Origin of the sequence: Sphingomonas glaciei (assembly GCF_023380025.1) — a bacterium.
GTDB classification, from domain to species: Bacteria; Pseudomonadota; Alphaproteobacteria; order Sphingomonadales; family Sphingomonadaceae; genus Sphingomicrobium; species Sphingomicrobium glaciei.
On sequence record NZ_CP097253.1, the window covers coordinates 347,824 to 364,445 of the forward strand.

15 protein-coding genes are annotated in these 16,622 nt (G+C 67.1%); 5 read left to right on the forward strand and 10 right to left on the reverse strand.

The window, feature by feature from the left end; genetic code table 11:
• Nucleotides 1–143: 143 nt before the first annotated feature.
• From M1K48_RS01565 to M1K48_RS01585, 5 genes are all read left to right on the forward strand, one after another.
• Nucleotides 144–1,355, forward strand: a complete 1,212-nt coding sequence (locus M1K48_RS01565; RefSeq protein WP_249504138.1) for a hypothetical protein — start codon at nucleotides 144–146, stop codon at nucleotides 1,353–1,355.
• A 167-nt stretch (nucleotides 1,356–1,522) separates the two neighbouring features.
• A complete protein-coding gene (locus tag M1K48_RS01570; RefSeq protein WP_249504139.1) occupies nucleotides 1,523–1,891 on the forward strand; it encodes a response regulator in 369 nt (122 codons plus the stop codon).
• Complete coding sequence (locus tag M1K48_RS01575) at nucleotides 1,888–4,206, forward strand: sensor histidine kinase (RefSeq protein WP_249504140.1); 2,319 nt, start codon at nucleotides 1,888–1,890, stop codon at nucleotides 4,204–4,206. The genes M1K48_RS01570 and M1K48_RS01575 overlap by 4 nt, the downstream gene beginning before the upstream one ends.
• Entirely contained in the window at nucleotides 4,203–5,318 is a 1,116-nt protein-coding gene (locus M1K48_RS01580) for an EAL domain-containing response regulator (RefSeq protein WP_249504141.1), read from the forward strand. Before M1K48_RS01575 ends, M1K48_RS01580 begins: the two co-directional genes overlap by 4 nt.
• A gap of 50 nt (nucleotides 5,319–5,368) precedes the next feature.
• Entirely contained in the window at nucleotides 5,369–6,055 is a 687-nt protein-coding gene (locus M1K48_RS01585; protein WP_249504142.1) for a response regulator transcription factor, read from the forward strand.
• On the opposite strand, the gene M1K48_RS01590 is transcribed toward M1K48_RS01585, so the two are convergent.
• The 10 genes from M1K48_RS01590 to gspG all read right to left on the reverse strand — a co-directional run bounded on the left by M1K48_RS01590 (nucleotide 6,052) and on the right by gspG (nucleotide 16,619).
• Nucleotides 6,052–10,656, reverse strand: coding sequence for a Calx-beta domain-containing protein (locus M1K48_RS01590; protein WP_249504143.1), 4,605 nt, complete (start codon nucleotides 10,654–10,656; stop codon nucleotides 6,052–6,054). The two genes, M1K48_RS01585 and M1K48_RS01590, sit on opposite strands and share 4 nt — an antisense overlap.
• Before the next feature lie 146 nt (nucleotides 10,657–10,802).
• Nucleotides 10,803–11,540 carry a prepilin peptidase gene (locus tag M1K48_RS01595; protein ID WP_249504144.1) on the reverse strand — a complete coding sequence of 246 codons (738 nt, stop codon included), beginning with the start codon at nucleotides 11,538–11,540 and terminating at the stop codon, nucleotides 10,803–10,805.
• Nucleotides 11,537–12,244, reverse strand: a complete 708-nt coding sequence (gene gspN / locus M1K48_RS01600) for a type II secretion system protein N (RefSeq protein ID WP_249504145.1) — start codon at nucleotides 12,242–12,244, stop codon at nucleotides 11,537–11,539. The genes M1K48_RS01595 and gspN overlap by 4 nt, the downstream gene beginning before the upstream one ends.
• Complete coding sequence (gene gspM / locus M1K48_RS01605) at nucleotides 12,241–12,735, reverse strand: type II secretion system protein GspM (RefSeq protein WP_249504146.1); 495 nt, start codon at nucleotides 12,733–12,735, stop codon at nucleotides 12,241–12,243. The genes gspN and gspM overlap by 4 nt, the downstream gene beginning before the upstream one ends.
• The gene (gspL, locus tag M1K48_RS01610) at nucleotides 12,732–13,829 is read right to left on the reverse strand and encodes a type II secretion system protein GspL (RefSeq protein ID WP_249504147.1); all 1,098 of its coding nucleotides are present in this window, start codon (nucleotides 13,827–13,829) and stop codon (nucleotides 12,732–12,734) included. Before gspL ends, gspM begins: the two co-directional genes overlap by 4 nt.
• Nucleotides 13,826–14,800, reverse strand: coding sequence for a type II secretion system minor pseudopilin GspK (gene gspK / locus M1K48_RS01615; protein ID WP_249504148.1), 975 nt, complete (start codon nucleotides 14,798–14,800; stop codon nucleotides 13,826–13,828). The genes gspL and gspK overlap by 4 nt, the downstream gene beginning before the upstream one ends.
• Nucleotides 14,797–15,393, reverse strand: coding sequence for a GspJ family type II secretion system protein (locus M1K48_RS01620; RefSeq protein ID WP_249504149.1), 597 nt, complete (start codon nucleotides 15,391–15,393; stop codon nucleotides 14,797–14,799). The genes gspK and M1K48_RS01620 overlap by 4 nt, the downstream gene beginning before the upstream one ends.
• Complete coding sequence (gene gspI / locus M1K48_RS01625) at nucleotides 15,390–15,746, reverse strand: type II secretion system minor pseudopilin GspI (RefSeq protein WP_249504150.1); 357 nt, start codon at nucleotides 15,744–15,746, stop codon at nucleotides 15,390–15,392. Before gspI ends, M1K48_RS01620 begins: the two co-directional genes overlap by 4 nt.
• The gene (locus M1K48_RS01630) at nucleotides 15,743–16,204 is read right to left on the reverse strand and encodes a GspH/FimT family pseudopilin (protein WP_249504151.1); all 462 of its coding nucleotides are present in this window, start codon (nucleotides 16,202–16,204) and stop codon (nucleotides 15,743–15,745) included. Before M1K48_RS01630 ends, gspI begins: the two co-directional genes overlap by 4 nt.
• Nucleotides 16,185–16,619, reverse strand: a complete 435-nt coding sequence (gspG, locus tag M1K48_RS01635; protein WP_249504152.1) for a type II secretion system major pseudopilin GspG — start codon at nucleotides 16,617–16,619, stop codon at nucleotides 16,185–16,187. The genes M1K48_RS01630 and gspG overlap by 20 nt, the downstream gene beginning before the upstream one ends.
• Nucleotides 16,620–16,622: the final 3 nt, after the last annotated feature.

A 16,622-nucleotide genomic window follows, 5' to 3' on the forward strand; every position in this document is an offset into this window, starting at 1 on the left:
CGAGCCACAGTCCTTCGCGCCGTCCGCTTATTGTATTTCTACGTAATCGCAACGTCCGCTCCAGCGGATCATAAGCGCCTCATCGACCTTGATGAATGGAGCTGGACCCGATGCGGGGACGGAAAGACGAAACAGCGCGTTGCATGCGGTTCGATGGTCTGACCCTGGCCCAGGCAAGTCTCACTGCCGGTTCTGGACTGGCACTGACCCTCTTGTCGAACGTCGCTCCGGTGGGCGCAACGCTTGCGTGGATCGCCATGTCGACGACCGCGGCGCTGGCCCTCGGGCAATGGGGCCGACGCCGGGTCAGCGATCGGCATCGCGCCAGTCTCGCCCAGGTCGAAGAGCAGATGCGCGTCATCTTTGCCGAGAATGTCTCGCGCGGCCTCGTTCTCGACCACCTGCGAGGCGGGCTCAACCGGCTCGCGGCGGGGGATGTCACGCACCGTTTGAAGAGCCAGTTTTCGCGATTCTACGAGCCGCTCCGCAACGACTTCAACGCCGCGGCGGCCAGGCTCGCCGAAGCCCAGGCCGCAGCCCTGCGCATCAATCGCCGCGCCGCCCACCTTCGCGACACCTGCCAGGACCACGCCTGTCGCTCCGACTGGCAACCCGAGCTTGCCCATCTGATGGGATCTTCCGGCAAGATTTCGGGCAATCTGGCTCTGGCGGAAGCACTTGCGCTGCAAGCGACGACCGATCTCGAGTTATTGGCAGGCGGCCTCGATCGCTCGGTTCGCGCAATGAGCGTCATCGAAGCCGGATCCAAAGAGGCGCTCACGACCTTGAAGGAACTGGATGCCCTTGCTCTTCGCACCAGCCTTCTGGCGCTCCAGGTCGGGGACGAGGCAGGAGAAACCGGCGCCTTGCCCGCACTCAAGGAGGAAGCACGCCAACTGGCCGAACAGTCCGCCACCACGGCAATGGTCGTCAGGGAGCGATTCGGCGCAGGTTTCAAGCTTGTCGCGGAGGGCGTTCAGTCCCTTGCCTCGGTCGCGGGAGTGATGCCGCTGCTGGCCGCTCGCCTCCAGGAGGCCAAGGAGGTCGTCGGCGAAGCGTCGGTCACCGCCGACATCCATTCGTTCGGCCTGCAGAACATCGCGACGGTATGGGGCCAGATCGAGTTCGCGACCGATCAGAATGCCGCAACGCTGGCGGAGGCTGCCTCGACCGCGCGATCGCTTGTCGCGGAAACCGAGCGCCTGACGCCCAGGACCGATAGTGCCGCCGACAGGCCAGGTGCCCGGCCACCGGCCCCGACCCGGCATCGGACCACGCCACCGGTTCGGCCGGCGCGAGCAGCCGTTGGCTCCTTCCCCCTTGCGGCATGCCAGCCAGCGCAGTGGGTCGGCTGATGACCCACCGACCGGCAAACGTCAGGGCAGTGCCGCCATTCCCCGTCGACCTGCGACATCTCCGAAGCAGTGCCCGGCTGACCGGAGTCACCGGCAATCCTCTAGAAACAGGAGGGATGGCGCGACCACCGGCCCGACAGGAACCAAAGCTCATGGCAGGGGGAAGTGTGCTTGTCGTCGATGACGAGGTCGAGATCGTCGAGGAGCTGTGTGAGCTACTGGGTATGTTCGGCCATATCACGCACGGGGCGCACTGCGTGCCCGAAGCCCTGGAACTGCTCGGCCGCGGCATCGACGTGACGACCATCATCAGCGATTTCCGGATGCCCGGGCCAAGCGGGCTCGACCTCCTCAGAAGCTGCCGGGCAAGCGCCTCCGACAGCCAGCGAACCTGTCGCTTCTACCTCATGACAGGTCAGACGGATCTGACCGATGCTGCTCTGCAGGAACTGGCCCAGGGCGGTGCATCGGTGATCGGAAAGCCGGTCGGTCCGAAGACGCTTCTGAGCCTGATCGCCGGAGACGTCGGCGCATGACCGCCCCGGTCCCGCACGACAGCTTCACCTTTCCGGTCTCTCACGCTCGCCAGCGCCGGCGGCTGCGCAAGCGGCGGCGACTGTTCGCTCAACATCTCCTCGTGCTGCTCGCGGCTGTCGGGCTGGCGGTGTCCAGTCAGCGCGTCATCATGGCTCCCGGGCTGGAGCTTTATCTCGGGCCGCTCTTCTACCTGTTTGCCTTCTGGCTGTTTGGAGTTCGCGCCGGGGTCGCAGTGGCGGTCATCACCATGGCGCCGACCTACTTCTGGTGGGGGCATCCGTTTTCGGTGGTCCTGGGAGTCGGTCACGTGCTCTTCCTGCACTGGATCGGGCAGCGTCAGGCAAACTACAGCATCGCCACCCTGGTCTACGGGGCCACCTTTGCAGCAGCGGCGGGCTACGCGCTGATCATCTGGAATTACGAGGTTCCACCTGCGCTTGCGACCCTGCTGGTTCTTCGAAAGATCCTCAACGACGTTCTGTTCGCCGCGATCGTGGATTGCGTTCGCCTGCTTCTGCAGGTGGATAAGCGGCGGATCGCCCTGGTCCGCCGACGCTGCGTCTGGCTTCCGGCAGCGGTCACCACGTCGACCATGTTCTTCGCGGTGACGGGCTGCATGGCGCTCTTCGTTGTCGAGGTCGGCAATTTCAGCATGCGCTTCGACGCCGCGATTCGTGATGTTGATACGGAAGTGTTGCGGATCACAGATCTCGAACATGCCGCAGTGCACAGCGTGCGAGGGACGCATGAAGTGCAAACCTTCATGGGACCGGTGCAGGTACTGATGGCCCCCAGCCGGGCCCTGCTTGGCGACACCGCCAGGATCGGCCGCGAACTCGGCTGCAGCACCTTTGATGATGGCCGGCAAGTCACGGGGCCTAACGATCGCGGAACCTTCGCCTATTGGGTCAACGCCTGTCGCGTCGGTGAGCTCGGCGGAACGGGCCACGAACTTGCCTATGCCGCATCGATCCGTCCGCTAGTACTGAAAGCGTACCAGACCCTGCTCACTGAATTGCTGGCAGTGATCGCCTTGGCGGCGCTGGGCATCATCAGCTGTCAGTGGCTTCGACGTCTCACCCACAACACGATGATCAGCTGGTTCGAGGTGGTTCGCGATTTCGGCACGCCGGGCCTGGTCGCGCCGCCACCCGTGCCGCTCAAGGATTTTCAGCCCGCGATCGATGCCTTCGTTCACGAGAATAATGCTTATGTCGCATTGGCGCGCGAGCGAGAGCAGCTTGCGCTTGCGGTTGGCGAATTGAAGAATGCCATCGATCTCACGCTGATAGCCGACATCTATTTCGACCAGGCAGCGGGTGAGCTCGTCTTCGACCGCCTCGATAATACGAGCCGGGAAAACCATCGCCTCCTGATCCATGAGGGCGATCGCCAGGAGCTCGTCACCGCCGCCGGCAAGTCCGAAGTGATGGTCGAATTCAGGCCCGCGGATGGCGCGGCCACCGAATGGTACATGCTGATCGCCCGTAATCCGGACTTGCAGTCCCGCTGGAAGGCCGGCTGCATGCTGCGACTTCGACAGTCGAAGATGCAGCAGGATCGGATGCTGCACCAAGGGCGCCTGATGGACCTCGGTGGCATGGCCTCGGCACTTAGCCATGAGATCAAGCAACCCTTGTTCACCATCGCGCTCGCCGCCGAGAACGCCTTGTTCCAGGTCGAGGCGAGCGGCGACGAGAGCCTCACGCCGATCATCAAGAAGCTGGGGCGGATCGGCGATCAGGTCGATCGCGCCCGCTCGATCATCGATCAGGTCAGTCATTATGCACGCCTCGAAACGCCCGAGGGCGAGTTGTTCGATCCGATGGAGGCGGTGACCGCGTCGGCGAGTTTTGTTCGTCCCATGCTCGTTGCCGACGAGATGACTCTCTCGATCGCCCATGATCATGATCAGTCGTTACGGGTCTCGATGGCGAGGGTCGGGCTCGAGCAGATCGTCGTCAACGCGCTCCAGAACGCCCACGATTCCATCCTCACCCGGCGGCAGGGCGGCGATCCTACTCCCGGACGGATCACGATCGGACTGCGCAAGGTCGAGGAACTGGTCGAGATCACCATTGCCGATAACGGTACGGGCCTGTCGGGAGAGGCAAGCAGCAAGGCGTTCGAAGCCTTCTTCACGACCAAGGGACCGCATCGCGGAACCGGGCTCGGGCTGTACATCTGCCGGCAGATCATGATCGAGGCGGGGGGAAGAATGGACCTGTCCAACGGTTCCGAGGGCGGAGCCGTCCTTACCATCACCGTGCCGTGCCGGACCGCTATCGCATCTGCCATCGGGCATTTCGCATGAGCGGCCCGCTGGTCCATCTGCTCGAAGACGACGAGCCGAGCGGCAAGCTGCTGCAGCAGTCACTCAGGCAGCGCGGCTACGAGACGTGCTGGACCCCGCGGGTCCGCGACCTCAAGATCGATCCCAATCGCAGCAATGTCGTCGTGCTTGATCTCGCCATGCCCGAGATCGATGGGTTCGGAGCCATCGACCGCATCGCCAAGGATCGCAACGTTGCCCGGGTGATCATCGCCAGCGGGCAACAGCCGCGCGTCATCAATGCAGCGCTGATGACGGCTCAGTCGGCCGGACTGACGGTGGTCGGTACGCTTCAGAAACCCTACACCGCACGAAGACTCATCGAACTGCTGGAAACCCGCTTCGCGCCTTACCAGGATCCGGAACGTAGGGGGGAGGACTGGGTGAAGGAGCGGCTGGCTGAGGGGAGCCTGGCCGATCGCACCACCGTGCATTTCCAGCCCAAGCATTCGCTCGCCACCAAGTCGCTGGTGGGATTCGAGGCGCTTGCCCGGGCAGCCGATGGTTCGCCCATTTCCCCCGATCTGCTGTTCGGCGACCTCGTGCCGATCGACACCACGCTGGCGATCACCTGCCGGGTCATCCAGCAAAGCGTGGCGGCAATCCGGCGCTTTGAACATCAGCCAATGACAATCGCCTTCAACTGCCGGGCGGAAGTGCTTTGCCACCCCCTGTTCCTTCCGCAACTGGAGGCGCAGGTTTCGGCCGCGGGGATCGATCGTTCCTGCCTGACCGTGGAATTGACCGAGCATCCGACGCTTGAAGGTCTGCAACCGCTTTCGCGCGCGGCAAGCCAGCTCACCATGCTCGGCTACAATTTCGCCGTCGACGATTTCGGCAAGGGAAACGCTGGCTTCGAATTGCTGATGCAATTGCCGTTCACCGAGCTGAAGATCGACAAGGACTTCTTCTGGAGCGTGCTCGAAGGTGGAGCGGCAATGCAGATGCTTCGCGAGGTGATCGGCTATTGCCGCGCGCAAGGCATTCTCACGACCATCGAAGGCATCGAGTCCGATGCCCAGCAGGAATTCGCAACGGCGCTCGGGGCCGATCTCGGGCAGGGCTTCCTGTGGGGCAGGGCGGCACCGCTGTGATAAGCGGCGGGTTGGCCGCGTCCCGCTCTCGTCGCTGCTATAATGAGGCGATGGACAAGGACCTCGACGCGCAGCCCGGCCGTGGCCTCGTCTACGTGGTCGACGACGATGCGGATCTGCGAACCGAGCTCTGCGAATTGTTGTGCAACAACCGGTTCGAAGCACTGCCATTCGGTGACGGTGCCCAATTTCTCGACGCCATTCGTCCCGGCGATCCTTCCTGTGTCTTGCTCGACGTGCGCATGCCGGGTGTCGATGGGATCACCGCTCAGACGCGTCTTCGAGCCAAGGCGCCGCTTGCGGCCGTGATCATGCTGTCAGGCCACGGCGACATCCCGATTGCGGTTCAGGCAACGAAGGCGGGGGCGATCGACTTCATCGAGAAGCCGGTTGCGGCCGGCGCCTTGCTCTGTTCGATCGACGACGCGCTTGCCACCGCCCGGGCGAGACAGAGCGACCTGGAGCCGACCGGCGAGGCCCGCCGCCTGGTGGCGACGCTGTCGCACCGTGAATATCAGGTCCTGCGCGGGATGGTCGGAGGGCTGCAGAACAAGGTCATCGCCTATCGCCTCAGCCTCAGTCAGCGGACAGTCGAGATCTACCGGGCCAAGGCAATGAAGAAGCTTCGCGCGCGTTCACTGCCGCTTGCGGTCCAGACCGCGCTGGTCGCCGGCGTGCCGCCACTCGATAGTGGTGATGGCACGCCGGCCGATGCGTGTTTATACCTGTCGGCCTAGGCGAAGAGCCACAGATCCACGGTCTTGAAATCGTGCCTGAACGCGAAGTCGTCGGCGGCATCGAAACGGTAGGATTGCGATGCGGCAGCCTCGGTATAGTCACCGGTCTTGACCCCGGCGAGCGAGGACAGGCCAAGCAGGGTCACCGATCCGCCTGCAGTCAGGTTGATCCGCAGATCGGCAACGCCGTCCCCGTTGGTGTCGCCGACCTGGCTCGAGCGGATCGCGGTCCCGTCGAACAGCAACGTGTCGTTGGCGATGTCGAAGTCACGGATCACGTCGTTGCCGCCGCGCGCGGCGAGCACGAAGGCATCGCGTCCGGCGCCGCCTTCCAGCAGGTCGTCGCCCTGGCCACCGATCAGCAGGTCGTTGCCGCGACCGCCGAACAGCTGGTCGTTGCCGTTTCCGCCGTCGAGGTGGTCGTGGCCGTCGAGACCGAACAGCCGGTCGATGCCGTTGCCGCCGGACAATCGGTCCTCGCCGCCGGTGCCGTTCACCACGTCATCGCCATTGCCGGCGTTGACGGTGATTCCGTCGGCCAGACCGGTCACCGTCACGGCGACGGTCGCGGTGCTGGTCAGGCCGCCCTTGTCGGTCACGGTATAGGTGAACCGGTCGGTAGCGGTCGCGCCGGGCGCCAGCGCGTCGAACGCATCATTGTCGGCGACGTAGCGAAGGTTTTGCGAAGTGGCGTCGAATACCAGGCTGCCAAGCGTTCCCGTGCCGCTCACCGCGCTGATCGACAGGGCATCGCCGGCGTCCGGATCTCGATCGTTGCCGAGCAGCAGACTCCACAGGTTCGCGGACGTCGCGTCCTCGTTGACGGCGATGCTGTCGATCACCGCGACCGGCGCTTCATTGACGTCGCCGACCGCAACGACGACGTCGTTGCTGCTGCTCAGGCCGGCGGCGTCGGTGACCTGCACCTTCAGCGTGAAGCTGGTCGCGGCCTCATAGTCGAGTGCCGTGGCGGTGCGGAGAATACCCGTCGCGGGGTCGACGACGAACCGTCCGTCGGCATTGTCGAGCAGGCGGTAGGTCAGCTTGTCACCGGGCGTGTCGGTCGCCGACAGGGTGCCGACAACCGTTCCGGCCGGCAGGTTTTCGGTGACCAGGCCGTTGTCGATGACCACGTCGTGCGGCGTGATGGCGACGCGCAGCAGGGCAAGCTGGGGATCGTGGTCGGTCGGGCGCGTGCCGGTGAATTCGGCATTGATATGCACCGCGTCATAGCGCGCTCCCGGCAGTAGCCCGCCGGTCACCAGCATGTTGTCGATCAACTGCGAGTTGCCGTCGAACAGGTAGGAGTAGCGCTCCTCCTCGGGCAGGAGAGTGGACAGATTGGTAAATACCCCCCCCTCGGTCAATTGCGTGTGCGCCTTTTCGAAGTAGAAGCCGTTCCAGTCGCCGAGCAGGACGAACTGCTTGGACGCGTCGGAGGACACGATGTCGAAGACATAGTCGCCGACCGCTGCCGCCTGCGCGGTGCGCGAGGCATCGCCGCCGTCACGCGGCGGCTGCGCGTCGCCCCAAAGCGGATCGGACCCAAGCCGCGACGTGAAATGGACGTTGATCGTGCTGAATTGCTGGTCGTTGAAGGACCAGGTCGCGACCAAGGGTTTGCGCGAGCCGGCGAAGGCCGGGTCCTCGATCAGGCCGAGGCTGCCCTCGACCAGCGAGACACGGCTGGAGAGGTAGAGGTAGCCGTTGCGGATGTTGCCGCCGGGCTCGCCACCGGTCGAGCCGGCGGTGGCGGGCTCGATCTCGACATAGGTGTAGACAAGCCCGCTGATCGCCTTGATCGAATCGATCAGGCCCTGGACGTTGGCCACGCCGGACAGGTCGGAACCCGAGCCCGCGCCGTCGAAGTCCTGGACTTCCTGAACGCCGATGATGTCGGGCGCCTTGAGGCTGTAGACGATGTCGTTCGCGAGGATGTCGTACTTGCGATCAGACGGGTCGAGATTTTCGAGATTGTAGGTGGCGATGCTGACGAAATTGGCATCGCCCTGCAGCACCGTATTGTCGTCGCCGAGGGTGCGGTCGGTGGTGATCACCGCCCGCTCGGTCGCCAGCACTTCGTAGCGTTCGAAGGCGTAGTTGATGACCCCGGTGACCGGCGCGAGAATGTCGCCGGTGCTGAGCGTCGGCTGCGCGACCAGGCTGTCGTCGAGCTGAATCTTCTCGGGATTATAGTCGCCGGCGCTGATGGTGATCCCGCCGCGGCCGTTGATCCCGGTAGCGCCGACGCCCGCCGAGGCGACGATGTCGGTTTCGCCAAAGCCGTTGCTGCTGGCGACCGCGATCGGGCTGTCGATGGTGACCCGCATTCCCTCCAGCGATTCCCAGAAGTCGATGCCGTCCTTTTGGGGGTTGAAGACGGTGAGGCTGTCGCTGTCGATGCTCTCAGTCGGGGGCAGGAGACCGCCGGCACCGATCAGAACCGCGGCCGGAAGCGGGTTGCCGCTCGACACGGTGGTGATTGTCGAAGCGGCGATCTGGGTGACCGATAGCCCGGCGGCGCTCGGCTTATACTCGCCGACCACGCCGGTGAGCTGGAGGGCATCGCCGACCTTCACGGTCGGCGTCGCGGCGGTCTTGACGAAGATGCCGTCGGACGTGCGCGCATTTCCGTCGCCGTTCGGGTCCTGAAGATAGAAGCCGACCGTATCGACCGCGGTGACGATGCCGCTCGTGATCACCGGCTGGCCGACGAATGCCGAAACATGGCCTTCGCCCTGGATCGCCATGATCGTGCGGGCGATCGGATCGTCGTTGAGGATGATCCCGAGGCCGCTGCCATCGACAATGGCGGCATTGCCGGAGACGTCGGTCAGGCGGACGAGGAAGCCTTCATTGTCCTCGCCGAGCGTGTCGCCTTGCACCTGCAGCGTGATCGTCTTGGTGAATTCGTTCGCGGCAAAAGTGACGGTGCCGCTGCCCGGGGTGCCGGGGGCAAGGTCTCCGGCGGAGGCCGAGGTGCCGAAGTCGAGGGTGTAGCCGACGCTCGCCGCGCTGGCGAAGCCACCGGCACGGGTCACCGTGAAGGTGAGCGCGGTGGTGCCGCTATTTCCCTCCACCACGGCTGCGTCGCTGATCCGGATCTGGCCCTGGTCGGTCCCAGAAAGGAAGAACTGCCCGGCGTTCGCCACGCCGCCCGTGGAAGCGATATCGAAGCCCCAGGTGAAGTCGCCGTAGCTCGACCCGGTGCCCTGCAACTGCAGGCTGGTGCCGATCGGGGCACCGTCCTGGAACACGCCAATGTCGGTCGAGGTGAGCCCGGCTGCGGGCCCATTCGTCGCGACCATCGTGCCTTCATAGCTGAGGAACTGGATGACTCGGCCAAAGGGGTCGACCAGGGCTATGCCGTCGGGAGAACCGTTCTGGATGCCGATCGTCGCGACCGATCGGAAGCCGAAGCCGTTCGCGCCGTCTGCCAGCGTCCCGGACAGATTCACCGTGCTGGAAACGCCGCCGCCATTGCCGTTGTAGAGGACCAGCGACCAACCGGTGAGGTCGGTACCGGCAAGGCCGGCGACCTCGACGAACTCACCGGTATCGGCGCCGTCCGGATCGTAGTTGATTTCGTTGATGAAGACGTTGGCGGCCGGCGGAAGGTCGTCGTTGCGGACGGTGCCGACACCCGTAGCGTCGCCGAGCGATGCACCGCCGGTGGGGGCCGACAAGCGCACCGAGAAGGTCTCATTGGCTTCGGCAACGAGGTCGCCGATCACCGGCACGCGGATCACCGCGCTGGTCTGGCCGGCGGCAAAGCTGACGGTGCCGGAAAGCGGGCTGCCGAGGTCTGTGCTGCCGGCAGTTCCGTCGAGCGAAACGCTCCAGCTGGCCGAGACCGCGCCATCGCTTCCGCCGGTCCGAGTGACCGTGAGTACCATGTCGGCCGCGCCCGCATCGCCTTCGACGATGCTGGCGTCGCCGATCGAAAGGATGCCGGGCGAAACGCCGGCGACCTCGGTGCTGCTGACGTTGATGTCGTCGATCCCGATCCACTCGTCGGACCCGGCCGCATTGGTAGTGATGATGCGGATCTGAAGCTGGGCCTGATTGCTAGCTGCGGCCGGCAGGGCGACGGTAATGGGTGTCACCAGTGTGGCAAGGCTGGGACCCGTCGAGGCATCGCTGATCGAGCCCGCGGGAACCGTGATCCAGGCGCCGCTGTCGCCGATGCGATATTGGACGGCAAGCGGCTGGACGGCATTGTCGGTCGTGCTGTCGATGTCGCGGGCATTGAACTTGAGCACGATGTTCTCGCGCCCGGTCGAGTCCATGTAGAGGGCGAGGTAGGGGGCGCCCGCGGTGCCCGAACCCTGCAATGCGACCGTCGGATTGGAGAGCTGGAATTCGCCCACGCCGCCGCTAATGTTGCTGACGGCGGTCAGATTGGCGATGACGTCGACCCTGATGCTGTCGCCGGTGACGGTGGCGGGGTTCACTGCGGTCGAGGTGCCGATCAGCCCGTCGCCAAGATAACCGACGATGCTGGGAACATTGGACCAATCGTCATCCTGCGTGATGAGGCCGGTGTCGCTCCAGTCCTGGGTGAAGTTACCGGTCTTCAGGCTGAAATAAGTCTTGGCCACGCATGTTTCCCCTTGAACGCAAGCTGCCCTGTCCGTTCGCCCGTCGGGGTGTCCGGCCTGACCGCCTTTCAATAAAGATGAGTCGCTCCTGCCAGTGGCGTCAGGCTGTTACAAGCTGCTGACAGCGCAGGCGAAATTTCGTTACATTATGGCACGAAGGCTACCCGCAGGGTGGCGATGAGCCAAGCGGCGAGGCAAAGGAAGGCGCCGAACGGCAGGGCTTCGTCGCGGGCGCGGCGCTGCGCCAGTGCCACTGCAAGACCAAGCAAGGCGGCGCCGAGCAAGGTAGCGACGACGCCCTCCGCGCCCAGCCACAGCGCGAGGGCGGCAAGGAGCTTGGGATCGCCCCCGCCCAGCCCTTCGCGACTGCGGAGGCGGGCATAGGTCCAGCCGATCAGCGCAAGGCCGAGCCCGGCGACGAGGCTGCTGGCGAGCCGTTCGACCAGCGGCACGTCATCGAGCAGCGGCGCTAGGGCGAAGCCGGCCAGCGCGAGGGTAATCGTCAGCGGATTGGGCAGCCAGAAGTGCGCCCGGTCGAGCAGGAACAAGGGCAGGAGCAGCCAGCCGAAGGCGGCCAGGGCGAGGCCCTGTGCGGAGGGGGCGAGGGCCAGCGACACGGCGCCGATCAATGCGGCCGCCAGTTCGACGCGGGTGTGAAAAGGGTCGATCGCCGAGCCACAGCAGGCCGCGCCCCCCCGCGACCACGCGGCGCTGAGCAAGGGGACAAGGCGGGCCGGCGGGATCGGCCGGCCGCAACCATCGCAGGTCGATCGGCCGCGAAGCACGCTTTCGCCTTCTGGCCAGCGGAGGCACAGGGTGGCGATGAAGCTGCCGAAGATGGCGCCGAGCAGGAAGCCGGCGACTCCTCCGGCGAGTGGGATCACAGCCGCGTTTCGAACGGCAATGTGAGCCCTCCGGGACCGGTTCGGAAACCGTAGGTCGAGAGCAGGGTGTCGAGGCCGGGAAGGGGTGAGCGGATGGTGATCCAGCCGCGCACCTGGCCCGACGAGCTGACGAAGAATTCGACCTGCTCGCTTCCCGCCTGGCTGGCGAGGCGGGCGCGCACGCGGTCACCGTCGCACGACACGGCGCCGGCAAACCCGCGGTCGAGCGCAAGCGGGCCGAACCGCACGGCGAGGTTGGCGGCAAGGCGCCCGCTTGCCTGAGCGCAGCGGCCGTCTTCGAAAAGGATGGTGGTGTCGGTGAAGGTAAGGCTGTCGATCGGCGCTCCGCCGAGGAGATTGCCGGCGGGAATCGCGCCGGACAGGCGCTCGACCCCGGTGACTGAGCCGCCCGCGCGCAGCACCCCGGTCAGCGGGCCCTGGATCTGGTCAAGCCGCTCGAACGGCATGGCGACCCGGCCAAGCAGCAGGGCACCGGGATCGAGCCGGACATCGAAGGTACCGAGCAGCTGGCGGCCGAGCGTCAGTTCGCCGATCCGCCCTCCCCAGATGGTGCCGCCGACCTGCCTCGCGCTCAGTCCCACTTGCTGGAGGTCGGCCGCCGACAGCGCGATGCGTAGCGGGAGCAGCAGCAGCAGGGCGATCAGCGCGATGCCCGTGGTCCAGACGGCCCAGCGCCAATTCATTGCGCGCCCGCCTGCGTGAGGGTGGCGGTGACGACGACCTGGCCGCCCTGCTGCGGGGTGATGGTCAGTTCTCGCACTACGATCCCTTGTTGTTCGAGCTGTCGCAACCAGCGCAGCGCGGCGGTGGGCGCCGAGGGGGCGAGGGTGATGAGGGCCGAGCTGTTTCCGCGCGGTTCGTTGGCGCTCAGCGACACGCCGGCGAGCGCGGCGGCTTCTGTCACCCGCAGTGACAGGGGTGCGCTGCCGGCCGGAAGGGCGACGGCCGGGCGCTGCACGGTATCGAGCTGCGCAAGCCGGGCGAGGACCAACGCATGGTTGCGGACGGCGACCGAGTGGCGTTCCTCGGCCCGTTCGATCGCGGCGGTGAGCGGGCGATAGATGAGGAGGAAGCAGAGCAGGGGAATGGCGACGGCGAGCATGATGCCGATCAGCCAGCGTTCGCGTACGGTTCGGGCCATGTACCAGCCGCTGGCGGGGGCGAGCGGGTTCATTCGGCGCTCCGCAGGGTGAGGTCGGCGATCATCTGCCCGCTGGCGCCCGGGCGGGTCGACGCGGTCACGCGATAGCCGAGGCGTTGCAGCGACAGGAGCAGCCGGTTGATGTCCTCGACCCGGGTGGCGGCCAGGCTGGCGGCCAGCGTGCCGTCTGGGCGGTAGGTGACCGAAACGGCGGTCACGCCCTGCAATTGCTGAAGCTGTTGGTAGAGGGCGGCTAGCGGCGGGAAGGGCGATCCGCTGGCACCCGGCGTGGCCCCGATGCGGGTATCGAGCACGGCGGCGGCGGCGGCTGCGGTGACCTGGCTGCCGATCGCCGCGCTGGTCAGGCGTGCGGTCTCCGCCTCCAGCCGGGCCGAGCTCTGGTCGAGACGGATCATCAGGGCGAGACCCATGACGAGGCCGAGCAGCGGGATCAGCAGGGCCAGCGCGGCCAGCTCGCGCAGTCGGCGCCAGTCGAGCAGGAGCAGGCGGCGGCGGGCGAAGCGGCCGGTCCGCAGGTTGAGCGGGAGCTGGCGAGCCAGCAGAGTGAGACGCTGATGGATGGCCTCCGGCGACAACAGGGCGACCTCCTCACCCGGCTCGACCAGGACGTCGCGCAGTGCCGGTTCGTCGGGCGCGACCAGCCCGCCGCGCGCGATGATCCGCTCGGGGCCGAGGGTCAGCGCCGACCATTGCTCGCTCGGCGGCGCGACGGTGCCCACGGGGAGAATGGCGATCGGATCGGCGCCGTGCGTGGCAAGCCAGTCAAGCCACTCGATCATGTTGCCGTTGGCGACCACGGCGGTCGCAAGCCGGTCGTCGAGAGTGCCGGCAACCGCGTGCAGGGTGGCCGCGTCCGCCATGCCCTGCTCGATCGCGGCGGAGCGGGCGATCGCCTGGGCCTGGCGCGCGGTCTCGCCCTGGCTTTCGGGGAAGTCGAGGCGGACCGCGGCGACGGGGGCGAGGGCGATCAGCGACAGGGCTTGGCCGCGCCACTCGGCATCGACATGCTCGGACACGATCGCGTCGCCGGACAGCCGCCACCAGCAGGCGGTCGCGTCGGCCGCGTCGCAGACCGCGGGGAGGAGAAGGAGGGTGGCGTCGCTCATCGCCAGTCTCCGTAGCGGCGGCGAACGATCCGGGCACCTGTTTCCCGCAGGTCGAGCAGCGAGGTGCTGCTGAGCGACTGGCCATCGTTGCCGACCTCGGCGCGCAGCTCGAACCAGCGGGACTTTAAGCGGACCTGCTCGGCGGCGCCCGGGGGAATGGCGTCGGCGGCGATCCCCGAGGCCCGCCAGAAGGCGACGCTGCTTTCATAGCCAGCAGCGGGACGCCCGGCGATCAGCGCCCGGGCGGCGCCGATCGAGAGTTGCTGCGGGGCGAGCATCGAGAGCAATGGCGCCTGTTCGGGCAGCAGGGTGTTGGGATTGATCCCCTGCGGCCCCGCCTCGGGAAGCGCGCACAGGAAGGGCGAGACGAGGCCGAGCAGGTCGGGAGTGACGCCCTGCACTGCGCCAAGCTCAGCAACGTCGGCGAAGGAGCCGTTGGCAGGCGGCCAAGCGCTGTCGGCACGGGCCTGCTCGGTCCCGGCGGGCAGCGGCACGAGGTCGCTGTCGACCCAGTCGGCGGCGGCCGAGGCGATGCTGGCGGCGCGCGAACCATCGACCCCGAGGAGGAGAAGCAGTTGCGAGAATTGCTGCACCGCCGCGACATCGGCGACGGTGGTCCCGTCGATCTGGTCGCGGGCGAGGCCGTTGAGATTGAAGCAGTTTCCGCCGTCGCGAACCTCGGCACGCAAGGTCCCGCCATCGGGCAGACGGATCTCGCGCACCTGGCCGAGCCAGGGGCCGGCCAGCGTGCGCGCGGCGTCGGCGGCGGCGAGGTCCTGAAGGCGCACGGCGGCGAGCTGTTCGGCAAGGCCAAGCCACTGCCTGCCCTGCGCAGCGATGCCGGTATTGGCGGCAAGGCGGGTAGCGACGGTCAATCGGTCGAGGGTGGTCGCCGCCAGCGTCGCGATCACCGCCACCAGCATCAGGACGGTGAGCAGGGCGGCTCCGCGTTCGTGGGGGCGAGGGCTCATGCGGCGGTCCTCGGCGGGGCGGGACCTTCGGGCAGAGCGACGGTGATCGAGACCTCCGCCTCGCCTTGGCGCTGCAGCCGCATTTCGACGGCGCGCGGGAGCGCGGCCTCGGTGGCGAGCGGAGCCCAGGCGTTGCGCCAGCCGCCGTCCGCGGCCCGGTAGCGGAGCGCCAGGCCGGTGACATCGCGGGCGAGGACGGCGGCGGGACCGGTCGCAACGCCAGTCGGGGTAATCGACTGCCGGACGAGGCGTCCGCCCTCGACCTGCCAGCGGATCGCCTGGAGGCCGCTCGAGCCAACTACACGCTCGGCAGGTTCGAAGGCGCGCACCAGGCGCAGCTCGTTCGCGCTGCCGGCGAAGCCCGCCGGGGCGCCTTCGACCGGGCGAACTACGGCCTGGGTCAGGTCGGCCGCCAGCAGGGCGCGGAGGCGGGCAGCGGCACTGAGGTCGGCGAGCGCGCCGCCCACGGCTTCCTGGGTGTCGACACTGGCGCGTAGCAGGCCGACGCCGGCGCCCGCGAGGATAGCGAAGATCAGCAGCGCCACCACCATCTCGACCAAGGTGAAGCCGCGGGTGGCGCGGGTCGGTCTCACCGTGCCCTCCGGATGAAGGTCAGGCGCACGGCGGCGGGGGCGTCGGCGCTCCGCACCGCGAGGTCGACGCGCAGCAGGCGCTGGTCGGGGGTCGGCGACACCGACTGACCGACGAGGAAGGTTTGGCCGCCATTGCCGATGCGCCGGCTGGCATTGCCGAGCGGGGGCGCGGCGGGATCGGTGGCGATCCGCGCGGCCTCGTTCTCGGCGACCAGCATGGCGCCTTCGCGCGCCTTGAGGTCGGTGGCGGTGGCGACCGCGACGGCGTCGAGCCGCAGCAGGGCAAGCGCGGCGATCGAGAAGACTGCCAGCGCGACCAGCATTTCAAGCAGGGTGAAGCCGTTGCGGCTCACTTGACGACGACCTCGCCGTCGGCGGCGATCTCGACCACCGCGCTGGCCCTGTCGCCGGCTAGCGTCAGGTCGAGCGCGCGGTCGGGCAGGCCGACACTGTCGAAGCCGAGCCGGGCGGAGGCTGCGGCGGTTCCGGTGGGCCTTACGCCGCGGCTCCAGCGGCGCTCGCGCAGCGAAGGCTCGGCAACCGGCTGCCACCCTTCCTGGCCGCGCTGGACGAAGCGGTAGCCCGAGGTGTCGATCTCCAACGCGAGGGGGCGACCGGAGAGTATCGCCTGGTCGCGGGCGGCGGCGACTCGGCTGGACAGAGCGACCGCATCCGATCGAACGCGGTCGTTGCCGGCTGGCCAGCGCCAAACGGCGACGCCGGCGAGCAGGCCCATGACGGCCAATACGACCATCAGCTCAACGAGCGTAAAGCCGGCCTCGCGCCGGCGGTCAGGGCTGCTCGGAGCCACGGATGTCGGCATCCTCGTTCTCGCCGCCGGGCGTGCCGTCGGCGCCGAGGGAGACGATGTCGAATGGGCTGCCGTTCTGGCCGGGCGTGCTCATCTGATAGGGGCGGCCCCACGGATCGTCCGGCAGGTTGCGGACGTAGGAGCCACCACCGCCCGGCCGCGGCTGCGACAAGGCTTCCAGCGAAGGCGGGTAGCGCATGTTGTCTAGGCGATACATTTCCATCGCCTGGCTGAGCGTGGCGATGTCGGCGCGGGCCTTGGTCGTCATCGCCCGGTCCTGACTGGGGAGGACGTTGATCATCACCACGGTCGCGAGGAGGCCGATGATCACGATCACCACCATGAGTTCGACGAGTGTGAAGCCGTTGCGGCGGGGCTTGCGACGGTTGCGGAGGCGGGCGGGATGGCGCGGCATTTC